The sequence below is a fragment of the Streptomyces formicae genome (assembly GCF_002556545.1).
Classification (GTDB): Bacteria; Actinomycetota; Actinomycetes; order Streptomycetales; family Streptomycetaceae; genus Streptomyces; species Streptomyces formicae_A.
In genome coordinates, this window is sequence record NZ_CP022685.1 from 7,922,581 (window position 1) to 7,943,447 (window position 20,867).

Consider the following 20,867-nt stretch of genomic DNA (forward strand, 5'->3'; position numbering starts at 1 on the left):
CGGGCGCGATAGACCGATCTCGCCGTCGGTTCGACGGCTCTCGTCGCACCCTGGGGAGCTGGTCATGAGCGTCACGAGTAAGTACCGGGCCGCCTGGGAATCGTTCTGGAGCGACGCGCCCGGCGAAGAGGGAGCCGTGTTCTGGGACGCGGAGCCCGCGCTGACCGCGGGACTCCACCTCGCTCTCTTCGAGCCGCACCTGGCCGCCGCGGGGCTGCCCGTCGTCGATCTTGGCTGCGGCAACGGCACGCAGACCCGGTTCCTCGCCGACCGCTATCCACGCGTCCTCGGTGTCGACATCTCCGCCGCCGCGCTGGAGCACGCCCGGCAGGCGGACCCCGCGGGGCAGGCCGACTTCCGGCAGCTCGACATCGCCGAGTGGAGCGTCGCCGAGCAGCTGCACGCGGAACTGGGCGACGTGAACGTCTACATGCGCGGCGTGCTCCACCAGTGCGACGCGGACGACAGGCAGCCGCTGCTCGACAACATCGCGCGCCTGGTGGGGGAGCGCGGCAGAGCCTTCGTCGTCGAACTGTCCGAGGCCGCCAAGCCCGTCCTCATGGGCCTGGCGCAGAGCCCCGCGGGCCCGCCGCCGAAGCTGGCGCCGGTCTTCTCGCACGGCCTCGCCCCCGCCGAGGTCGTGGACGCCGCGGTGCGGGAGTACGTCGCGGCCGCGGGCCTCGCGGTCCTTGCCGAGGGGGAACTCCCGCTGACCACCACCGAGTTCACGCCCGACGGCACGCGGATCGAACTGCCGTCGTGGTGGCTGGTCCTCGGCCTGGAGTGAGCGGGCCTGACGTTCCCGGCCCCTGTCTCGTCGGATCACTGGGAGCAGCCACCGGGGCCGCCCCGGGAACCGAGGGACGGAGGCCGCTATGACCAGGGACGAGATCGAGGTCAGGGCGCTGCTGGAGAGCCGTGTCGATGCGGCGCAGGCGAAGGACATCGACCGGCTCATGCCGCTGTTCGCCTCCGACGTCGTCTACTTCGACGTCGTGCCGCCGATGCGGTTCGCGGGGCACGACGAGGTGCGCAAGAACTTCGTGCGGTGGTTCGACGGCTATGAGGGGCCCATCACGCTGGAGACGCGGGAGTTCACCTTCGCGGTCGGGGCCGACGTCGCGTTCGCCCACATGCTGCACCTGGACTCCGGGACCCGTACGAACGGGATGCGGAGTTCGATGCTCGTGCGGTCGACCGTGTGCTGTCGCCGGGTGAGCGGCACGTGGCTGATCACGCACGAGCACATCTCGCTGCCGATCGACCCGGAGACCCTGCGTGTCTGGCTGCCGCCGGAGGAGTGAGCGGGGACCGCTCGTCGGCGCGCGGTCAGGCCGTGGGCGCGATCGGCAGCCGGCGCTTGTGGTCGGTGAGGCGGTAGCGGCCGACGATCGACCGGAACGCCGTGTCGGACACCGGCTTCCCCTCCAGGAAGTCGTCGATCTCGTCGTACGTCACGCCGAGCGCGTCCTCGTCCGGCTTGCCGGGATCGAGCGTCTCCAGGTCCGCCGTCGGGACCTTCCACACCAGCTCGGCCGGGGCGCCGAGCGCGTCGGCCACCGCCCGCACCCGGCGCTTGGTCAGACCGGTCAGCGGCACGACGTCGGCCGCGCCGTCTCCGAACTTCGTGAAGAACCCGGACACCGCCTCGGCCGCGTGATCGGTGCCCACGACCAGGCCGTCCCGCGCGCCCGCGACCGCGTACTGCGCGATCATCCGCTGCCTGGCCTTGATGTTGCCCTGCACGAAGTCCTGGTGGCGCTCGTCCCTGAAGACGACCCCGCCGGCGAGCGCGGCCGCCAGCGCGGCGTCGCTCGCGGCCTTCACGTCCACGGTCAGGACCTGGTCGGCGGCGATGAAGCCCAGCGCGAGCTGGGCGTCCTTCTCGTCGGCCTGGACGCCGTAGGGCAGGCGCATGGCGTAGAAGGTCGCCTCGTGCCCTGCCGTGCGGGCCCGCTCGACGGCGAGCTGGCACAGCCGCCCCGCGGTCGTGGAGTCCACCCCGCCGCTGATGCCGAGCACCAGCGAGCGCAGCCCCGTCGAGGTCAGCCGCTCGGTGAGGAACGCGACGCGGCGCTCGATCTCGTGCTCCGGGTCGAAGCTCGCGGACACCTGGAGATCCCTGGCGATCTCCTGCTGCAGTGCGGTGGACGCCGGGTCGGTCACGGCTGCTCCTCGTGGTCGGTCGCGGTGGTGAACGCGGGGCCCGCCGATGAAGGGGCGGCGGGACTCGCACCCCGACTCTATGCCGCAGGCGGATCAAGGCCGATTGCGACCCCGTAGGGGCCGCCGGGAGAGTTAGCCTTCCCTCACTTGCACGGCGAGCCGTGTCGGCCGCCGCGCACCGTCCGGAGCGGAAGGGGAACGACTGTGGCGAACGGTGGAACCGGAGCGGCGGATGCCGGGGGCGTGGCGGGGGAGCGGGACGGGGCGGACCCCAGGCAACTGGTCCAGCTCGTCTTCGGAAGCATGGCGGCGCAGACGCTGCGCGCGGCCACGCGGATGCGGGTGGTCGAGCTGATCGGCGACAAGGAGCGGACCGCCGCCGAGGTCGCCGCCGAGGCCGGGGCCCGCCCCGAGGGCATGATCCGGCTGCTGCGCGCGCTCGCGGGCCTCGGCGTGGTGGAGGAGCGCGCGCCGGGCACCTTCGCGGTGACGCCCGTGGGCGCGCTGCTCGACTCGGGACGCCCCGGCAACGTCGCGGCCCTGGTGCTCGCGATGGCCGACCCGACGATGCTGCGCGGCTGGGAGCACCTCGACGAGGCCGTGAGGACGGGTGAGCCCACCTTCGACACGGTGTTCGGAACGGACTTCTTCGGCCATCTCAGGGAGCACCCCGAGGAGTCCGTCCGGTTCAACGCGGCGATGAGCCAGAGCACCAGGGCGACGGCCACCACGCTGCCCCGCGCCTTCGACTTCGCCAGGTTCCGCACGATCGCCGACATCGGCGGCGGCGACGGCACCCTGCTCTCCGCCGTACTCATGGAGCACCCGGGCCTCACGGGCATCATCTACGACACCGAGGAGGGCGTGGCACAGGCCCCCGCGACGCTGGAGCGGCACGGGCTCACCGAGCGCTGTTCGACGGTGGCGGGGGACTTCTTCCGCTCGGCCCCGGAGGGCGCCGACCTCTACCTCCTGAAGAGCATCGTGCACGACTGGTCGGACGAGCGGGCGGTGACCATCCTGAGCAACTGCCGCGCGGTGCTGCCGCCCGATGGCCGGGTGCTGATCCTGGAGCACGTCCTGCCCGAGGCCGTCGATCCGGAGGCCCCGGGGTTCGCGTACCTGAGCGATCTGAACATGCTCGTGAACCTGGGCGGCAGGGAACGCACCCGCGCCGACTTCGACGAGCTCTGCGGCAGGGCCGGGCTCGCCGTGGTGTCCGTGACGCCGCTGGGGGCGCCGAACCCGCTCTCGATGATCGAGGTGGCGGCCGCCTGACGGGACGTCCGCCACCCCCTCCGCGGGGCGGGCCCTAGGGCCCGCCCCGCGGATCATGGCGCTGTCGCGGGGTCTGGCACGCCCTCCCCCAAGCTCTCGGCTCCGCTCGAGCAGGGAGGTACCCCCTCCGGCGTTGTCGTCGGTTGCCAATGCTCCGCGTTGCCGCCCTCCTCCGCCTTGCAGCTGGACGCACCAGACCCCGCTTGCCTGCACCGGACGGTGGACGCCACCCGAGCGCGCCCTGATCCGCCGGACAAGGCCCTAGCGGCCCGCCTTGCGCTTGTTCCAGACGTCGAAGCCGACCGCGGCGAGCAGCACGAGCCCCTTGATGACCTGCTGGTAGTCCGTGCCGATGCCGACCAGCGACATGCCGTTGTTCAGGACGCCGAGGACGAGGCCGCCGATGACCGCGCCCATCACCGTGCCGACGCCGCCGCTCATCGAGGCGCCGCCGATGAACGAGGCGGCGATCGCCTCCAGTTCGAAGTTGAGACCGGCCTGCGGCGTGCCCGCGTTCAGGCGTGCCGCGTACACGCAGCCCGCGAGCGCCGCGAGGACGCCCATGTTCACGAAGACCAGGAAGGTGACCCGCTTGTCCTTGACGCCCGACAGCTTCGCCGCGGCCTTGTTGCCGCCGAGGGCGTACACGTGGCGGCCGATGACGGCGTTGCGCATGACGTAGCCGAGCGCGATGAGCAGGCCGCACATGATGAGCATGACGACGGGCACGCCGTGGAAGCTGGCGAGGGTGAGGGTGAACGCCACCACGGCCGCGGTCATCGCCACGCACTTCGCCGCCCACAGACCGGTCGGCAGGACGTCGAGTTCGTAGGCCAACTGCCGCTTGCGGTCGCGCCGTTCACGCAGCAGCAGGAAGGCGACGGCGAGCAGGCCGAGGACCAGCGTCGGGTTGTGGTACTGGGTGTAGGGGCCCATCTCGGGGATGAAGCCCTTGGCGATGTTCTGGAAGCCCTCGGGGAACGGCGCGAGGGACTGGCCCTCCAGGACGATCTGGGTGAGTCCGCGGAAGAGCAGCATCCCGGCCAGCGTCACGATGAAGGACGGGATGCCGACGTAGGCGATGAAGAAGCCCTGCCAGGCCCCCGCGACCGCGCCGATCAGGAGCGAGAGGACCAGGGCGAGCACCCAGGGCATGTCGTGCTTGACCATCATGACCGCCGACACGGCGCCGACGAAGGCGACCAGCGAGCCCACGGAGAGGTCGATGTGGCCCGCGATGATGACGATCATCATGCCGATGGCCAGGATGAGGATGTAGCCGTTCTGCTGGATCAGGTTGGAGACGTTGTTCGGGAGCAGCAGCGTGCCGTCGGTCCAGATCTGGAAGAGGACGACGATGAACGCCAGGGCGATGAGCATGCCGTACTGGCGCATGTTGGAGCGCACGCTCCGCAGCAGCAGCGCGCCCGCCGAACGCCGCGCGGGCGGCGGGGCGGCGGACGCGTCCCTGGAGGAGCCCGGGGGAGTGGTCGTGGTCGTCATGGCGGCCTCAGCTCTTGGTGCTTCTGGTCTGGGTCATGTGGCGCATCAGGAGTTCCTGGGTGGCCTCCGCGCGCGTGACCTCACCGGTCAGGCGGCCCTCGGCCATCGTGTAGATCCGGTCGCACATCCCGAGCAGCTCGGGAAGTTCGGAGGAGATGAACAGGACCGCCTTGCCCTGCGCGGCGAGCGTGTCGATGACCGTGTAGATCTCGTACTTCGCGCCCACGTCGATGCCGCGCGTCGGCTCGTCGAGGATCAGGACCTCGGGGTCGGCGTGGATCCACTTGCTCAGGACGACCTTCTGCTGATTGCCGCCGGAGAGCCTGCCCACCTCCTCGAAGACGGTGGGCGCCTTGATGTTCATGGTCTTGCGGTAGCGCTCGGAGACCGAGCGTTCGTGGTGCCCGTCCACGACGCCGCGGCGCCGCATGCCGGGCAGCGAGGCCAGCGAGATGTTGCGGTTGATGTCGTCGATCAGGTTGAGCCCGTACCGCTTGCGGTCCTCGGTGACGTACGCGATGCCCGCGTCGACCGCGGCGGGCACAGTCCGCGTCACCACCCGGCGGCCGTTGACCGCCACCTCCCCGGCGACGTAGACGCCGTACGAGCGGCCGAAGACGGACATCGCGAGCTCGGTGCGGCCCGCGCCCATCAGGCCCGCGATGCCGACGATCTCGCCGCGCCGCACGGTGAGCGACACGTCGTCGACGACCGTGCGCTGGTGGTCGACCGGGTGCCGCACCGTCCAGCCCGCCACGGACAGCGCGGGCGAGCCCGCGTCCTCGCCCGCATAGGGCGTACGGTCGGGGAAGCGGTGGTCGAGGTCGCGCCCCACCATGCCCCGGATGATGCGGTCCTCCGACAACTCGGCCTGGGCGCCCGGGGATTCGCGGACCGTCAGGGTCTCGATGGTCCGCCCGTCGCGCAGGATGGTCACCGCGTCGGTGACGGCCCGGATCTCGTTCAGCTTGTGCGAGATGATGATGCAGGCGATGCCCTGCTCGCGCAGTTCCACGATGAGGTCGAGCAGCTTCGCGCTGTCGTCGTCGTTGAGCGCGGCCGTCGGCTCGTCCAGGATGAGCAGCCGCACCTCCTTCGACAGGGCCTTGGCGATCTCCACGAGCTGCTGTTTGCCCACGCCGATGTCGGCGACCGGCGTCTGCGGCTTCTCGCGCAGGCCGACCCGCTTCAGGAGCGCGTCCGCCCTGCGCAGCGTGCCGTTCCAGTCGACGAAGCCGCCGCGCGCCTGCTCGTTGCCGAGGAAGATGTTCTCCGCGATCGACAAGTAGGGGACGAGTGCCAGCTCCTGATGGATGATCACGATGCCCCGGCGCTCGCTGGCCCGGATGTCCTTGAAGGCCACCGGCTCGCCCTCGAAGAGGATCTCCCCGTCGTAACTCCCGTGCGGATGGACGCCGCTGAGGACCTTCATCAGCGTCGACTTGCCCGCGCCGTTCTCCCCGCAGATCGCGTGGATCTCCCCGGGCCGCACGGTCAGGTGCACGTCGGAGAGCGCCGTGACGCCGGGGAACGTCTTGGTGATGGCGCGCATCTCCAGGATCGGCGCGCTCACCTGAGCTGCCCCGCGGTGAAGTAGCCCTCGTCCACGAGGAGTCGGGTGTTCTTCTTGTCGACGCTGACCGGTTCGAGCAGGAAGGCGGGCACGGTCTTCTCGCCGTTGTCGTAGTCCGTGGTGTTGTTGACCTCGACCTTCTTGCCCGTCAGGACCGCGTCGCCCATCTTCACCGTCTGTGCGGCGAGCTTGCGGGTGTCCTTGAAGACGGTCTGCGTCTGCTCGCCCCGGATGATCGACTTCACCGACGCCAGCTCGGCGTCCTGCCCGGTGATGACCGGCAGCGGCTCGCTCCTGGTCCCGTAACCGGCGCTCTTGAGGGCCGAGATGACGCCGATGGAGATCCCGTCGTACGGCGAGAGGACCGCGTCGACGCGCCGCTCGCCGTAGCTCTTGCTGATCAGGTCGTCCATGCGCTTCTGCGCGGTGCCGCCGTCCCAGCGCAGCGTGGTCGCCTGGTTCATCCGCGTCTGTTTGCTGCGTACGACGAGCTGCCCGCTGTCCAGGTACGGCTTCAGCACCTTCATGGCGCCGTTCCAGAAGTACTTGGTGTTGTTGTCGTCGGGGGAGCCCGCGAACAGCTCGACGGAGTAGGAGTCCCCGGAGTCCTCGTCCGGCTTGCCGAGCTTCAACTTGTCGACGAGGTACTGGCCTTGGAGCCTTCCCACGCGCTCGTTGTCGAACGACGCGTAGTAGTCGACGTTCTTGGTGCCGAGGACGAGACGGTCGTACGAGATCACGGGGATGCCCGCGTCGTGCGCGCGCCGCAGCACGTCGGTGAGCGCGGAGCCGTCGATCGCGGCGACCACCAGGAGCCGGTGCCCCTTGGTGATCATGTTTTCGAGCTGGGCGACCTGGTTCTCCACCTTGTCGTCGCCGTACTGGAGGTCGGTCGCGTAACCGGCCTTCTTGAACTGCGACGCCATGTTCCTGCCGTCGGCTATCCACCGCTCGGACGCCTTGGTGGGCATCGCGAGTCCGATGGTGCCGCCCTTGCCGTCGGCGGGGCGGTAGCGGCTGCCGCCCTTGGCCTCCTGGCCGCAGGCGGTGAGCGACAGGGTGAGTACCGCGGCGGTCGCGGTGAGGGCGAGCGTGCGGGTGCGCATGGGTCAGTCCCCTTCCGGGGTGGGGAATCGGGGCAGCTCGCCGGGGCTCCGCGAGCCGAGCGGCGACATGCCGCCGTCCGCGCCGTGCCGGGCGAGCAGATCGAGGACGAGGCGGCCGCGGCGCACGCGCTCGCGGGCGGTGGCGAGGGTGTGCTCGCGCAGGTGGGCACCGTAGGGATAGATGCCGGGCGACTTGCTGAGGCCGAACTTCACATAGAGCGGTGCGCCGCGCCGGATCAGCTCGGCGACCTCGTACATCCGGACGTAGCCGCCGAGGTCGTCGGGCGCCTCGACGTACAGGTCCATGGGGGCGCTGCTGACCCGGCGGATCTCGGTGAGGTGATCCGACGTCAGATCGGACGGCACGTTCAGGGAGTCGGCGCCGAGCCGCTCGTACACCGCGTACGAGGCGGGATTGACCGGCCCCGTCAGGGCGGACAGCTTGAACGTGGTGTCGGCGGGCAGTACGCCCGCGGCGCGCATCCTGTGCAGGGTCCACAGCACGCCCTCATCGGCGACGAGCAGGCACCGCACGCCCAACTCGGCGGCGCGCAGGGCGTCTTCGACACACCCGGCGAGCGCGTCGTGGCCCCGGGCACGGAGCCCGCCACCACCGGATTCGGTGCGGGTCGAGCCCCCGATGTCCCAGGTGCCGCGCGGCCCGGTGAACAGACAGAGCTCGATGTCCCGCTCGGCGCAGGACTCCACCATCTCGGTGATCTCGGCATCGGTGAGCATCCAGACACCGCTGCCCTGACTGATCCGGTGCACGGGCACGTCGAGGCGCGCACTCTCCTTGAGCACGACGCCGAGCGCTTCGGGCCCCTCCACCGAGGGGATCTCGGTGCGCCAGGTGCCGCCGTCGGGAAAAGCGTGGGGCGAGGCGTCGGTGGGGTCGATGGCGGGCACGGGATGCCCGATACGGGTCAGGGCTGCGACGCCGGGGCGTCGGACGGTCGGGGGCGGGGGCACGGCACTCCTCTGTTCGAGATGTCGGACTGCGTTCGGTTCATTGGGCAGGGGTGAGTGAGGGACGCGGGAGGCGCGGTCGCGGCGGGGGCGGTGCTTGGGGGTGCGGGGAACTGCGCGACCAGCCACCACCGGCCCGCACCCCACGGTTCAAGGGCGCAAAAGCACCTTCCCGGTCGCGGGATCACCCCCACCGACAAGAGCCACCGCCTCCCCGAACCGCTCCAGAGGAAACTCATGCGTGATCAGCGACGCGGGATCGATGAGCCCCACCCCGAACGCCCGCACCGCATCCGCCCAGTCCGCGGACGCCGCCCCGAACACGGACCGCACCTCCAGCTGACTAAGAGAAAGATGCACGGGATCGATCCCCACGGCCTCCTCCGTGAACATCCCGGTGAGCACGACCCGCCCGCCCCTGCGCGCGAGCAGACACGACGACGCGGCAGTGGTCGGCGCCCCCGCGGTCTCCACGACGAGGTCGAAGGCCCCCCGCGCGGACTCGGCCTCGCCGGGGGAGAGCGCCGAGGTCGCCCCGAACTCCCGCGCCCGCGCACCCCGCGCCCCGCGCGGATCGACCACCACCAGCTCACCGGGGCCGTAGGCCGCGAGCAACTGCACCGCGAGCAGCCCGAGCGTCCCCGCGCCGACCACGGCGATCCGCTCACCGGCCCGCGGCCGCCCCGCCCGGACCGCCGCCGCGACGACCGCGGCCGGTTCCAGAAGGGCGGCGGCCCGCAGGTCCGCGTCGTCGCGCAGGAGGTGCAACAGCCGTGCGGGCACGGTCAGATGGTCGGCGAAGGCGCCGGGTTCGGTGAAGCCGGTCTCCGCGTACCCGCCGGTGCACAGGCTCGTCTCCCCGCACCGGCACCGCTCGCAGACACCGCACGCCCGGAACCCCTCGGCGACGATCCCGCGCCCGAGCAGCCCGGGATCGACGCCCGCGCCGACCGCCGCGACGGTCCCGGACCACTCGTGGCCGGGGATCACGGGGTAGCGCACGTACGCCGCGTCGCGATGCCCGTCGTACACCTCGCGGTCGCTCATGCAGATGCCCGCGGCGGCCACCCGGACGAGGACCTCTCCGGGGCCCGGGGCGGGGATGTCCCTGTCGACCAGCCGGTGTTCACCCGGCCGCTCGACGACGATCGCGCGGCTGCTCACTCCCCGCCCCCGTCCGCCGCCCCGCCCGGCGCCCGCTTCTCCCAGCCCTCGGCCCACAGGTCGAACCGCGCCTGCTGCTGCGGGAACTCCGCCGCCGCGTCGACGTCGAGCTCGACGCCGAGTCCTGGCGCGTGCGACAGCTCGAAGCAGCCCGTCTCCGGGTCGACCCGGGGGGCGCCCTTGACGACCTTCTTGATGTCGGCGTCCGCGAAGTCGTTGAAGTGCTCCAGGATCTTGAAGTTCGGTGCGGTGAAGCCGACGTGGAGGGAGGCGGCGGTCAGGACCGGGCCGCCGACGTTGTGCGGGGCGACGAGCAGGTAGTGCGTCTCGGCGGTGGCCGCGAGCTTGCGGGTCTCCCAGATGCCGCCGATGTGGCCCACGTCGGGCTGGATGATGTCGGCCGCCTGGCTCTCGAACAGTTCGCGGAACTCGATCCGGTCGTGGATCCGCTCGCCCGTCGCCACCGGCATGTCCACCCGCGCCGCGACCTTCTCCAGGGCCTTGAGGTTCTCCGGCGGCACCGGCTCCTCCAGCCACGCGGGCCGGAACGGCGCGAGGTCGCGGGCGAGCCGGATCGCCGTGGCGGGCGAGAACCTGCCGTGCATCTCCAGCATCAGCTCGGCGTCGGGCCCGATCGCGTCGCGCACCGCCTCGATCAACGACACGGCGTACCGGGTCCGTTCGTGGTCGAGCTCGTAGTGGCCCGTCCCGAAGGGGTCGATCTTCAGCGCCCGGTAGCCGCGCTCCATGACCCCGCGGGCGGCCTCGTGGTACGCCTCGGGGGTGCGCTCCGTGGTGTACCAGCCGTTCGCGTACGCCTTCACGCGGTCGGTGACCTTGCCGCCGAGCAGCTGCCACACGGGCACCCCGAGCGCCTTGCCCTTGATGTCCCAGCAGGCCATCTCGACCACGGCGATGCCGGACATGACGATCTCGCCCGCCCTGCCGTAGTCGCCGTACTTCATCCTGCGCACGAGATCCTCGATCGCGAACGGATCGGATCCGGCGATGTGGTGGGCCTCCGCCTCGCGGAGGTAGCCGATGAGCGCGTCGGTGCGGCCGAGCATGCGGGTCTCGCCGACACCGGTCAGACCCTCGTCGGTGTGCACCTGGACGTAGGTGAGATTGCGCCAGGGCGTGCCGACCACGTGCGTGCTGATTCCCGTAATGCGCAAGGCAGTTGTCCCTTGACTTGTTCGGTATTTCGTCACACGTTCGAAATGGTGGCGTGACGGTATTCACGGCGGCAGGAAGGTGTCAATGGGTCGCGCACAACGGCCCGGAGGGACCGTCGACGGCCATTGCGCCGCGAACTGCCGCGTGCCTACCCTGTGTTCGTCATACCGATCAGCGGCCGGTATTCCGGACGCGCAGGGTGGGAGAGGCCGAACTCATGGGACGACTGGTGCCCGCGGTGACCAGGTCGCTGGACATACTCGAACTGTTCCTGGAGGGCGAGGGAACGCTCTCCGCGCCCGAGGTCACCCGCAAGCTCCAGCTGCCGCGCACCACGGTGCACGAGCTGCTCACCACCCTGGCCGCCCGCTCCTACCTCGTCCAGATCCCCGACCAGCCGGGCCGCTACCGCCTGGGCGTGCGCACCTACCAGCTCGGCAGCCGGTACGCGGAGCAGCTCGACCTCGCGGCCGAGGGGCAGCAGGTGGCCCGCGAGGTCGCCGAGACCTGCGACGAGACCGTGCACGTCGCCGTCCTGGAGGACACCGACGTCATCTACATCGCCAAGGTCGACTCCACGCACGCCGTGCGCATGGTCTCCGCGGCGGGCCGCAGGCTGCCCGCGCACTGCACGTCCGTCGGCAAGATGCTGCTCGCCTCGCTCCCCGGTGATCAGCTCGAATCGCGCCTGCGCGGAAGGGAGTTCACCGCGATGACCCCGGCCAGCATCACCGATCCGGCGGAGCTGCTCGCCGCGCTCACCGGAATCAGGGAGCGCGGCGTCGCGGTCGAGCACCAGGAGTCCAACCCGGACGTGAGCTGTGTGGCCGCGCCGGTGCGGGACCGCTCGGGCCGGGTCGTCGCGGCGCTCTCCATCTCCGTACCGATGATCCGCTGGAGCGAGGAGCGCGAGGGCGAACTGGCCGGACTCGCCGTCAAGGGCGCCGCCGACCTGTCCGTCCGCCTCGGCCACCGGGGCGCGTGATGGGCCGCGCGTACGAGGTGGCGGTGCGCGAGCAGGCCGTGCTCGGTGAGGGCCCCACCTGGGACCCCGCCGCCGGACACCTCGTCTGGGTCGACATCCTCGCCTCCCGCGTCCACACGTATGCCCCCGCGACCGGCAGGCGCACGGTCATGGCCACGGAGCAGCACGTCGGCGCGGCCAAGCCGCGCGCGGGCGGCGGCCTGGTGGTCAACCTCAGGGACGGCGTCGGCCTGTACGGCCCCGGAGGGGCGTCCTTCGACTGGCTGGTGCGCGACCCGGTGCCCGGCAGGCGCGGCAACGACGCGGCGGTCGCCCCCGACGGCGCGCTCTGGGCGGGCACGATGCGCTACGACGAGGCGCCGGGCGGCGGCGGCCTCGCCCGGGTCGCCCCCGACGGCACCGTCACCGCACAGCCCGGCGAGGTCACCGTCAGCAACGGCACGGGCTGGAGCCCGGACGGACGGCTCATGTACTACGTCGACAGCCCCACCCGCCGCGTCGACGTCTTCGACTACGACCCTGACTCCCAACGCTCCCTGAACCGCCGCCCGTTCGCGTCCATCGAGGAGGGTGAGGGCTTCCCCGACGGGCTCACGGTCGACGCCGAGGGGCGCGTCTGGGTGGCGCTGTGGGACGGCGCCGAGGTCCGCGCGTACGCCCCGGACGGCCGGCTCGACCACGCCGTCGCGCTTCCGGTGCGCCGCCCCACCGCCTGCGCCTTCGGCGGCCGGGACCTGCGGGACCTCTACGTCACCACGGCCCGCACCGGGCTCGACCGCCCGCACCCCTTGTCGGGCTCGGTCCTGGTCGTGCCGGACGCGGGCCGCGGCATGCCGGGCGTCGCCTTCGCGGGCTAGCTCAGCCCTTGAGCTCTCGGAGGTACTTCCCGAACTTCTCCAGGCCGTCGATGTCGCGCGGCCCGCTGATGCCCTCGTTGTAGTCGAGGACGAAGAAGTTGTTCTTCCTGACGGCGGGCAGCTCCTTGGTGTGCGGGGAGTTCTTCAGGAACTCGATCTTCTCCTTCGCGGGCTTGTCGCCGTAGTCGAAGATGATGACGACCTCGGGCTCGGCCTTGGTCACGGACTCCCAACTCACCTGCGTCCAGCGCTCGTCGAGGCCGTCGAAGACGTTCCTGCCCCCCGCCGTCTTGATGATGTCGTTGGGCGGCACCTGGCTGCCCGCCGTGAACGGCTTGTCCGTGCCGGAGTCGTAGAGGAAGACCGGCACGGGACTGCCGCCCTTGGGCGCCTTCGCCGCCACCGCCGCCACGCGCTTCTTCAGGTCGCCGACGACCCGGTCCGCCCTCTTCTCGACCTGGAAGATCTTCCCGAGCCGCTCCAGATCGCTGTAGAGCGCGTTGAACGGGGTGACCTTCTGCGGGAACCCCGGGTAGTTGAAGCAGCTCTCCGTGTGCAGGAAGCTCTGGATGCCGAGCTTGTCCAGGATCTTCGGGGTGATGCCGCGCTGGTCGCTGAAGCCGGAGTTCCAGCCCGCGACGACGAAGTCGGACTTGGCCTGGACGACGAGTTCCTTGTTGAGCAGGTCGTCGCCGAGCATCTTCACCTTGGCGTACTCGGACGCCCAGGGGGACTCGCTCACGGGCGGGTTGGCGGGCGGCATCACGTATCCGTGCACGTGCTCGGTCAGGCCCAGGCTGAACAGCTTGTCGGCGCTGCCGCCCTCGTACGCCACCGCGCGCTGAGGGACCTTGTACGCGACGTCCTCGCCGCAGCGCTGCACGGTGGTCGTCTTCGAGCCCTCGGCGTCGGCGTCGGACGCGACGTCGGCGCCGCAGCCGCTGAGGACCAGGGTGGCCGCGAGCGCGGAGCCCAGGGCGATGGATCGGGTGTGGTGCATGGGAGTCGGTGCCTTTCAGGGGGTGGAGTGCAGGGAGTACAGAAGCTGCGGGTCGCCCGTCAGCGGATGCGGCACGACGGTGGCCCGGACGCCGAACACCTCGGCCACCAGCTCCTCCGTGAGGACCTGCGCGGGCGTCCCCGACGCGACGAGGCGTCCCTGTGACAGCACGCCGAGCCGGTCGCAGGCGGCCGCCGCGAGGTTCAGGTCGTGCAGCACGACCAGGACGGTGGGCGCCGCGCCGCGCAGGTGGGAGAGGACCTCGACCTGGTGGCGCACGTCGAGGTGGTTGGTCGGCTCGTCGAGCACCAGGATCTTTGGCTCCTGGACGAGCGCACGGGCCAGCAGCACGCGCTGGCGCTCCCCGCCGGACAGGGTGAGGACGCCGCGCCCCGCCAGGTGGTGGATGCCGAGCCGCTCCATCGCCCGGACGCACAGGGCCCGTTCACGCTCGCCGAGTGCCTGGTTGCCCCGCTGGTGCGGCGCACGGCCGAGCGCGACGACCTCCTCGACGGTGAAGTCCAGGTCGACGGCGCCGTCCTGCGTCATGGCGGCGACGAACTGCGCGCTGCGGCGCATCGGCAGACGGCTGATGTCGTCGTCACCGACCCGGACGGTGCCCCGGTCCTGGCGCAGCGCGCGGTACACGCAGCGCAGCGCTGTGGACTTGCCGCTGCCGTTCGGTCCTACGAGGCCCACCACCTCGCCGCAGCGCACGTCGAGAGAGAGGTCGTGCACCAGGCTCATCCCGTCGATGTCGACACCGAGCCCTTCGATGCGCAGGTCCATCTCAACGCCCCCCGAAGACATGGCCCTTGCGGCGCATGAGCGTGATGAACACCGGCACCCCGACGAGAGCGGTGATGACGCCGAGCGGCAGTTCACGCGGCGCGACCACCGTCCGGGACAGCAGATCGACCCAGACCATGAACACCGCGCCGACCAGCGGCGCGACGGCAAGCACCCGCGCGTGCGTGGTGCCGACCACCATCCGCACCAGGTGCGGCATGACGAGCCCCACGAAGCTGATGGCGCCGCTGACGGCGACCATCACGCCGGTGATCAGCGACACCAGGACGAGCAGCGACGTGCGCTGCCGGTCGGGGCTGACACCGAGGCTCGCGGCGGTCTCGTCGCCGAGCGAGAGGACGTCCAGGGAGCGGGCGTGGCGGTACAGCACGGCGAGCCCGAGCAGGACCACCGCGGACACGACGGGCAGCGCGCCCCAACTGGCAGCGCCGAAGCCGCCCATCGTCCAGTACAGGACCATGCCGGTCGCCTCGCTGTCGGGCGCGAAGTAGATGATCACGCTCATCACGGCCTGGAAGCCGAGGGACAGGGCGACCCCCGTGAGCACCAGGCGCAGCGGTGAGAGGGCGCCCCTGCTGGCCGAGGCGGCGTACACGAGGAAGGAGGCGACGAGCGCACCGGCGAAGGCACCCGCGGACACGGCGTACACGCCGAGCGCGGCGAGCCCTCCGGTGACGGTCACCGCGACGGCGCCCACCGACGCGCCCGACGAGACACCGAGGACGAAGGGGTCGGCGAGCGCGTTGCGGACCATCGCCTGGATGGCCACGCCGACGGCGCTCAGACCGGCCCCGACAAGCGCGGCCAGGAGTACGCGCGGCGTCCGGATCTGCCAGATGATCTGGTACGTCGTGCTCTCGTCGGCGCCGATCCGGCCGCCGGTGAGCGCGGCCCACAGATAGCGGGCGGTCTCGCCGGGGGTGACCACCGCGGCACCGAGCCCGATCGCCACCACGACGGAGACGGCCAGGAGCAGGAAGAGAAGGACACAGGTCAGCAGGAGCGCCCCGGGGGAGGCCAGCCGGCCCCGTACGCCGGAAGGTCCGACGCGCGGGACGGACCGGGCGGGCGCTTCGACGGTCGTGCTCACGCGGCCTCCGCCTCCTTGCGGGCGGGACCGGCGCGCAGCACGAGCACGGCCGCTCCGACGGCGGCGACGACGAGCGCCCCGAACACCGCGGCGACCCCCGGATATCCGGCGAGCCCGAGGCCCGCGCCGCCGAGCGCGGCGCCGACGAAGACGCCGAGGCTCATCCCCGCGGCGTTGATGCCCAGCGCCGCACCGCGCAGCCCAGGCCCGCAGCGCCGTACGACCAGGCTCACCGCGCAGGCCGCGACGACGGCGTGGCTCGCCGCGTGCAGCGAGGTCAGCGCGAGGGCGAGCGGCAGCCAGTGCGTGAAGTAGAAGCCCACGACGGACACGAGCGCCGCCAACAGGCCGATGAACAGCAGCCGTTCGGTGCCGAGGCGCGGCTCGGCCGCGTTGGTGAGCCGCCCGGTGAGGAGGTTGCTGACGAAGAACGACGCGCCGCTCAGCGTCCAGACGAACGCGAAGAGCCCGGCGTCCAGGTCGAACCGCTCCTCGTAGAACGCCGCGAGATACGACAGGTATCCCATGAACACGGCGGTGCGCAGGAGCGCGATCAGGAGCAGCGGTACGACGCCGCGCACGGCGCCGAGAGCCCTGAACGAGGCTATGTAGCCCAGGCGTTGACCGCCGGAAGCGGTCTCGTCCGCGACCGAGGTGTCCTCGCGGCGCAGCACGAACACCACCGCGAGCAGCAGCGAGAGCACGGTCACCGCGAACAGGTCGCCCCGCCAGCCCCAGATCAGCGCGGGCAGCGCGATCACCGGGGCCGCGAGCATCGCCGTCATCGACTGGGTGGCGGTCACCAGGGTCGCCGCACGGCCCGCCGCCCTGCCGGTGCCGAAGCGGTCGGCGGCCGCGGCGGTGAGCGCCGGGTTCAGGACGGACGTACTGGCGCCGACGAGCAGACAGAACACGGCGAGCAGCAGGAAGTCGCCGCTCGCGCCGAGCGCCGAGGAGAGCCCGAGCGCGGCGAGTCCGCCCGCCACCGCCCACCGCCTGGGCACCCGGTCGATCAGCGGCGCGAGCGCGGTACCCACCAACAGGGCGGCCAGACCGCCGAGTCCGCGCAGTCCGCCCATCGCGGCGACGCCGCTGCCCGCCTCGTCGGCGATGGGCACCAGATACGTACTGAAGACGGTGAAGGGCAGCAGGCCCACGGCGGAGGCGAGGAGCACGGGCCACAGCGTCCGTGCCATGCGCAGATCGCCGGGCAGGGGCTCGTCGGCTTCGTTTCCCGCGGGGTTCTTGACGGCGTCGACGCTCACGCACCCGCTCCGTTCGAGGCGAGGTCGGCGCGGTACCGGTACATGGGCGTGGGGTCGGCGCTGAACTGGGAGAACGTGAACGGTTCCGCGTTGAGTCCGGTGACGCCCGCGCCGAGGAAGGCGCGGGCCACCGCGCTGCCGCTCTGGGCGTAGACGACCAGCGGCACCTCGTGCTCGACGCAGTGCGCGAGGATCAGGTCGAAGGTGCCGTTGCTGAGCGTCATGCCGGTGGCGACCACCGCGTCGGCGCTCGCGATGACCTCGGTCATGTCGTCGCTGACGGGCTCGCCCCACGCGGTCGTGCGCAGGTTCAGATCGCAGGGCAGGCAGACGCCGCCCCGCTCCCGTATCGCGGCGACCAAGGGGTTGACGACGCCGATCAGGGCGACCCGCGCGCCGGGCGCGATGTCGAGGAGACCGGCGATCGCGGCGTCCCGGGCCTCGGCCCTGACCTCGGGCGTACCGGTGGGCAGGAGCACGCGCTCGGCGTCGTCGGCGTCGCGGTGCGGCCGGACCCGGGCCAGGTAGGCGTCGAGCGCGGCGGTCCGCACGGGCGCGCACTCATGACGCAGGAGCTTGTCCAGGGAATGCCCCGAGGCGTTCTCGCAGAACTCCGGGGAGAGTTCACCGGCCTCGAAGGAGCAGGCGCCGAACGCGTCGCCGACGCGGAGCAGCAGGTAGTGGTTGTGGTACGTGACGTCGCCGCCTGCCAGCCGGGTCGTGTGGTACAGCCAGAAGGCGCTGGTGACCGTCAGGTCCCTGGGGTCGGGGCCGTGGGCGCCCGCGAGGACGGCGTCGGTGAGTTCGGCGACGGTCCGGGGTGGGGAGTGCGGCATGTGGGTGCTCTCTGTGGTCTCTGTGCTGTCTTGAGGGGCGGGTCGGCGGGTCAGGAGGCGGTGGCGGGCCACGGCGCGGTGGACCAGGGGTGGCGCAGCTGGTCGAGCGAGGTGATCTCGTGCGGCTTCAACGTGTCGATGTCCAGGGCCTGTTCGTGCCGGGCGTAGGCGCTCTCGACGTAGCGGTGACCGGTGTCGGCCGCGATGAAGACGTAGGTGCGCGAGTCGTCCCCGCGCCGCTCCCACAGCGCGCCGAGGTAGGCGGCGCCCGCCGAGAGCCCGGCGAAGATGCCGCTGGTGCGCAGGAGCGCGACCGCGCCGGACAGGGCGCACTCGAAGTTGACCCAGTGCACCCGGTCGTACAGCTCGTGCCGCACGTTGCGGAACTCGATGGCGCTGCCGATCCCGGCGATGATCATGTCCGGGTCGGCGACGTGCTCGGAGCCGAAGGTGACGCTGCCGAAGGGCTGCACGCCGACGAGCGAGACATCGCGGCCCGCCGCGCGCAGATAGGTGGCGAGGGCGCCGGTCGACGCACCCGAGCCCACGCCGCCGACCAGTGCCAGCGGCCCGGTGGGCAGGTCCTGGTCGATGGCGTCGGCGACCTCGCGGTAGCCGGTGTAGTGGATGTCGTCGTGGTACTGCCGCATCCAGTGGTACGAGGGGTTGTCGGCCAGGATCTCGGCGATCCTGCGCACCCTCAGCTCCTGGTCGAGGCGGAGGTTCCGGGACGGCGGGACCTGTTCGAGGGTGGCGCCGAGTATCTCCAACTGGACGCGGGTGGAGCGGTCCACGGTCGTGGAGCCCACGATGTGGCACTTCATTCCGTAGCGGTGGCAGGCCAGGGCGAGGGCCTGCGCGTAGATGCCGCTGGAGCTGTCGACGAGGGTGTCGCCCGGTTCGACGGCGCCCGATTCGAGCAGTTGCCGGACGGCGCCGAGGGCCGAGTAGATCTTCATGGTCTCGAAGCGGAGGCAGGCCAGGTCCGGCGCGAGGGATATGAGGTCGGGCTTCTTCACCGCTTCGGCGATGTGCGCGTGCATGACGGAGATCCCCCAGAGGGACGTGGTGAGGGCAGGAGGTGCCTGGGGGAGGGCGTCGCTGCGTGTGCCGCTCCCCGGGACGCCGAGAGCATCACACTAGATGAAAATGATTGTCAAGACCGTGTAGGGTCGGCGCATCGCCGTACGAGGGAGGAATCGCGTGACGCTGTACCAGGAGGCCCCGGCCCGGCCCCGCCGATCGGACCGAGGCCCCGTACGAACGGGAGTGGGCACCGCGTTCGGCACCTTCGGCGAACTGCTCCAGGGGCAACTGCCCGAGCGGGACGGGGACTTCCTCGTGACCCTGCCGGTCGCCCGCTGGACCATGGCGACCTTCAGATCCGGCTCCGCGTCCGGCGATATCGAGGTCCGCCCGCACCACAAGACCAAGGCGCTCGGGCTCGCCCGGATGATCGCGGAGGCGGCACCGGTGGGCGCGCGGCCGGTAGGGGGCGGCGTGCTCACGGTGAGCAGCGTGATTCCCGAGGGCAAGGGGCTCGCCAGCTCCTCCGCCGACCTCGTCGCCACCGCGCGGGCGGTCGGCAGGGCCCTCGGCGTTCCCATGCCGCCCGCCAGGATCGAGCGCCTGCTCTCCAGGATCGAACCCACCGACGGCGTGCTCTACCCCGCGATCGTCGCCTTCCACCACCGCACCGTGCGCCTCCGCGCAGTCCTCGGCTCGCTGCCCGCCATGGCCGTGGTCGGCATCGACGAGGGTGGCTCGGTCGACACCGTGGACTTCAACCGCATCCCCAAACCGTTCACGCCCGCCGACCGGCGCGCCTACGCCGACCTGCTCGGACGGCTCACCGACGCGGTGCGCACGCACGACCTCGCGGAGGTCGGCAGGGTCGCGACCCGCAGTGCGCTGCTGAACCAACGCCTCAGGCACAAGCGCGCGTTGGAGCCGATGCGGGCGATCTGTCGCGAGGTCGGCGGCCTGGGCGTCGCCGTCGGACACAGCGGTACGACACTGGGCGTACTGCTCGACGCCACGGACCCCTCGTACACGCGCCGCGTCACGGCGGCGGCCCAGGCGTGCGAGGAGGTCGCGGGGGTCGGTGGCGGGGGAGGGGGCGTGCAGGTCTACCGGACCTTGAGTTTCCGCACCGGGGGCGACCCCTCGGACTCAGCGCGTACGTGAGCCCGCGAGGGCGCCCGCCCGCTCGTGCTCGCGCGGGCCCGGCGGGATCTCGCCGTCCCGCGCGCGGTGCGCCGCGACTCCCGTGAGATCCGGCGCGATGTCAGGGCGCAGCACCAGATGCTCGTCGTACTCCCCGCCGTTCTCGTGCCGAAAGGGCAGCGGCTCCGTGGTGTCCAGGGTGCGCAGGCGTTCACGCAGGGCCGCCGTGGTGCGCGAGAAGCCCGCCTCCGTGAGCCGGTCGGCGCCGTACACCACGAACGGCGGGAGCGCGGCCATGCCGGTGTACCAGAACGTGCCGTGCAGCAGCGGGAACAGCACCTCCTCCATCGACCCGTGGATGCCGCGCGGGCCGAAGCCCGACTCCCGGGCGCCGACCGAGGTGACGATCAGTGCGCGCTTGCCCGCGAGGCCCCCGTCGCCGTACCGCAGGGTCCGCCCGTCCGGCCCCTCGACGCCGAATCCGAAGCCCTGGACCAGGACGCGGTCGAACCAGCCCTTGAGGATCGCGGGCGGCCCGAACCACCAGAGCGGGAACTGGAAGACGAGTGTGTCCGCCCAGGCGATCTTCTCCTGTTCGGCGCGAATGTCCCGGCTCAACTGCCTTTCCCGGTAGGCGCGTTCCTGTTCCCGTCCCACGAAGAGCCGCTCGTGCGCGCCGTCCCCGAAGTCCTCGCCGTCCACGACGGGCTTCCAGCCCATGGCGTACAGGTCGCTGACGCGGTGCTCGTGCCCGAGGCCGGTCAGCGTGCGCAGGCCCTCGGCCATCAGGGAGCCGTTCAGGGAGCACTGTTCGGGATGGGCGAATACCCAGAGAATCTTCATGCCCCCGATCCTGCGCGGGGCTCCCGCGCAGCGACGACCGGCCGGATGGACATGGTCCGCAAGGATCTGGCCATGACCCC

At 71.4% G+C, this 20,867-nt stretch carries 20 protein-coding genes; 6 read left to right on the forward strand and 14 right to left on the reverse strand.

Features of this window, described 5'->3' with window-relative positions; translation table 11 throughout:
* Positions 1–64 precede the first annotated feature (64 nt).
* Positions 65–787 carry a class I SAM-dependent methyltransferase gene (locus KY5_RS34465; protein ID WP_098245876.1) on the forward strand — a complete coding sequence of 241 codons (723 nt, stop codon included), beginning with the start codon at positions 65–67 and terminating at the stop codon, positions 785–787.
* Positions 788–875: 88 nt separating this feature from the next.
* Positions 876–1,304 (forward strand): YybH family protein, encoded by a 429-nt coding sequence (locus tag KY5_RS34470; RefSeq protein WP_098245877.1) that lies wholly within the window; start codon positions 876–878, stop codon positions 1,302–1,304.
* A gap of 25 nt (positions 1,305–1,329) precedes the next feature.
* Here the strand turns inward: KY5_RS34470 and nadE are convergent, their stop codons facing one another.
* Positions 1,330–2,166, reverse strand: coding sequence for an ammonia-dependent NAD(+) synthetase (gene nadE / locus KY5_RS34475; protein ID WP_098245878.1), 837 nt, complete (start codon positions 2,164–2,166; stop codon positions 1,330–1,332).
* Between the two features lie 243 nt (positions 2,167–2,409).
* Between nadE and KY5_RS34480 the strand changes: the two genes are divergently transcribed.
* Positions 2,410–3,444 (forward strand): methyltransferase, encoded by a 1,035-nt coding sequence (locus KY5_RS34480; RefSeq protein WP_234363258.1) that lies wholly within the window; start codon positions 2,410–2,412, stop codon positions 3,442–3,444.
* Positions 3,445–3,705: 261 nt separating this feature from the next.
* On the opposite strand, the gene mmsB is transcribed toward KY5_RS34480, so the two are convergent.
* The 6 genes from mmsB to KY5_RS34510 form a co-directional block, all read right to left on the reverse strand.
* Positions 3,706–4,947 carry a multiple monosaccharide ABC transporter permease gene (gene mmsB / locus KY5_RS34485; protein ID WP_234363001.1) on the reverse strand — a complete coding sequence of 414 codons (1,242 nt, stop codon included), beginning with the start codon at positions 4,945–4,947 and terminating at the stop codon, positions 3,706–3,708.
* Positions 4,948–4,954: 7 nt separating this feature from the next.
* Positions 4,955–6,520, reverse strand: coding sequence for a multiple monosaccharide ABC transporter ATP-binding protein (mmsA, locus tag KY5_RS34490; protein WP_199843371.1), 1,566 nt, complete (start codon positions 6,518–6,520; stop codon positions 4,955–4,957).
* Complete coding sequence (gene chvE, locus KY5_RS34495) at positions 6,517–7,626, reverse strand: multiple monosaccharide ABC transporter substrate-binding protein (RefSeq protein ID WP_098245879.1); 1,110 nt, start codon at positions 7,624–7,626, stop codon at positions 6,517–6,519. Before chvE ends, mmsA begins: the two co-directional genes overlap by 4 nt.
* Before the next feature lie 3 nt (positions 7,627–7,629).
* Positions 7,630–8,598 carry a hypothetical protein gene (locus KY5_RS34500; RefSeq protein ID WP_098245880.1) on the reverse strand — a complete coding sequence of 323 codons (969 nt, stop codon included), beginning with the start codon at positions 8,596–8,598 and terminating at the stop codon, positions 7,630–7,632.
* A gap of 147 nt (positions 8,599–8,745) precedes the next feature.
* Positions 8,746–9,759, reverse strand: coding sequence for a zinc-dependent alcohol dehydrogenase (locus tag KY5_RS34505; protein WP_098247666.1), 1,014 nt, complete (start codon positions 9,757–9,759; stop codon positions 8,746–8,748).
* Positions 9,756–10,934, reverse strand: coding sequence for a mandelate racemase/muconate lactonizing enzyme family protein (locus tag KY5_RS34510; protein ID WP_098245881.1), 1,179 nt, complete (start codon positions 10,932–10,934; stop codon positions 9,756–9,758). The genes KY5_RS34505 and KY5_RS34510 overlap by 4 nt, the downstream gene beginning before the upstream one ends.
* 218 nt (positions 10,935–11,152) lie before the next feature.
* Here KY5_RS34510 and KY5_RS34515 point away from each other — a divergent pair, with 218 nt between their 5' ends.
* Both KY5_RS34515 and KY5_RS34520 read left to right on the forward strand, forming a co-directional pair.
* A complete protein-coding gene (locus KY5_RS34515) occupies positions 11,153–11,920 on the forward strand; it encodes an IclR family transcriptional regulator (RefSeq protein ID WP_098247667.1) in 768 nt (255 codons plus the stop codon).
* On the forward strand, positions 11,920–12,777 hold the full coding sequence (locus KY5_RS34520; protein ID WP_098245882.1) for an SMP-30/gluconolactonase/LRE family protein: 858 nt from the start codon (positions 11,920–11,922) through the stop codon (positions 12,775–12,777). The genes KY5_RS34515 and KY5_RS34520 overlap by 1 nt, the downstream gene beginning before the upstream one ends.
* Before the next feature lies 1 nt (position 12,778).
* Here the strand turns inward: KY5_RS34520 and KY5_RS34525 are convergent, their stop codons facing one another.
* From KY5_RS34525 to KY5_RS34550, 6 genes are all read right to left on the reverse strand, one after another.
* A complete protein-coding gene (locus KY5_RS34525) occupies positions 12,779–13,777 on the reverse strand; it encodes an ABC transporter substrate-binding protein (RefSeq protein ID WP_098245883.1) in 999 nt (332 codons plus the stop codon).
* A 15-nt stretch (positions 13,778–13,792) separates the two neighbouring features.
* Positions 13,793–14,566: an ABC transporter ATP-binding protein gene (locus KY5_RS34530; RefSeq protein ID WP_098245884.1), complete on the reverse strand. Its 774-nt coding sequence runs from the start codon at positions 14,564–14,566 to the stop codon at positions 13,793–13,795.
* A gap of 1 nt (position 14,567) precedes the next feature.
* Entirely contained in the window at positions 14,568–15,587 is a 1,020-nt protein-coding gene (locus KY5_RS34535) for a FecCD family ABC transporter permease (protein WP_098247668.1), read from the reverse strand.
* Positions 15,588–15,673: 86 nt separating this feature from the next.
* Positions 15,674–16,942 (reverse strand): MFS transporter, encoded by a 1,269-nt coding sequence (locus KY5_RS34540; protein WP_234363002.1) that lies wholly within the window; start codon positions 16,940–16,942, stop codon positions 15,674–15,676.
* A complete protein-coding gene (locus tag KY5_RS34545) occupies positions 16,939–17,778 on the reverse strand; it encodes a Rossmann-like domain-containing protein (protein ID WP_098245885.1) in 840 nt (279 codons plus the stop codon). The genes KY5_RS34540 and KY5_RS34545 overlap by 4 nt, the downstream gene beginning before the upstream one ends.
* Positions 17,779–17,828: 50 nt before the next feature.
* Entirely contained in the window at positions 17,829–18,821 is a 993-nt protein-coding gene (locus KY5_RS34550; RefSeq protein ID WP_098245886.1) for a pyridoxal-phosphate dependent enzyme, read from the reverse strand.
* Between the two features lie 166 nt (positions 18,822–18,987).
* On the opposite strand from KY5_RS34550, the gene KY5_RS34555 reads away from it, so the two are divergent.
* Positions 18,988–19,965, forward strand: coding sequence for a kinase (locus KY5_RS34555; protein WP_234363260.1), 978 nt, complete (start codon positions 18,988–18,990; stop codon positions 19,963–19,965).
* Here KY5_RS34555 and KY5_RS34560 read toward each other — a convergent pair.
* Positions 19,951–20,787 carry an NAD(P)H-dependent oxidoreductase gene (locus tag KY5_RS34560; RefSeq protein WP_098245888.1) on the reverse strand — a complete coding sequence of 279 codons (837 nt, stop codon included), beginning with the start codon at positions 20,785–20,787 and terminating at the stop codon, positions 19,951–19,953. The genes KY5_RS34555 and KY5_RS34560 overlap by 15 nt on opposite strands.
* Positions 20,788–20,867 lie beyond the last annotated feature (80 nt).

Coding starts and splice junctions, on each gene's coding strand:
- chvE (WP_098245879.1), bottom strand. CDS start 7,626: ATGCGCACCCGCACGCTCGCCCTCACCGCGACCGCCGCGGTACTCACC.
- KY5_RS34470 (WP_098245877.1), top strand. CDS start 876: ATGACCAGGGACGAGATCGAGGTCAGGGCGCTGCTGGAGAGCCGTGTC.
- KY5_RS34560 (WP_098245888.1), bottom strand. CDS start 20,787: ATGAAGATTCTCTGGGTATTCGCCCATCCCGAACAGTGCTCCCTGAAC.
- KY5_RS34545 (WP_098245885.1), bottom strand. CDS start 17,778: ATGCCGCACTCCCCACCCCGGACCGTCGCCGAACTCACCGACGCCGTC.
- KY5_RS34525 (WP_098245883.1), bottom strand. CDS start 13,777: ATGCACCACACCCGATCCATCGCCCTGGGCTCCGCGCTCGCGGCCACC.
- KY5_RS34465 (WP_098245876.1), top strand. CDS start 65: ATGAGCGTCACGAGTAAGTACCGGGCCGCCTGGGAATCGTTCTGGAGC.
- KY5_RS34520 (WP_098245882.1), top strand. CDS start 11,920: ATGGGCCGCGCGTACGAGGTGGCGGTGCGCGAGCAGGCCGTGCTCGGT.
- KY5_RS34530 (WP_098245884.1), bottom strand. CDS start 14,566: ATGGACCTGCGCATCGAAGGGCTCGGTGTCGACATCGACGGGATGAGC.
- KY5_RS34550 (WP_098245886.1), bottom strand. CDS start 18,821: ATGCACGCGCACATCGCCGAAGCGGTGAAGAAGCCCGACCTCATATCC.
- mmsB (WP_234363001.1), bottom strand. CDS start 4,947: ATGACGACCACGACCACTCCCCCGGGCTCCTCCAGGGACGCGTCCGCC.
- KY5_RS34515 (WP_098247667.1), top strand. CDS start 11,153: ATGGGACGACTGGTGCCCGCGGTGACCAGGTCGCTGGACATACTCGAA.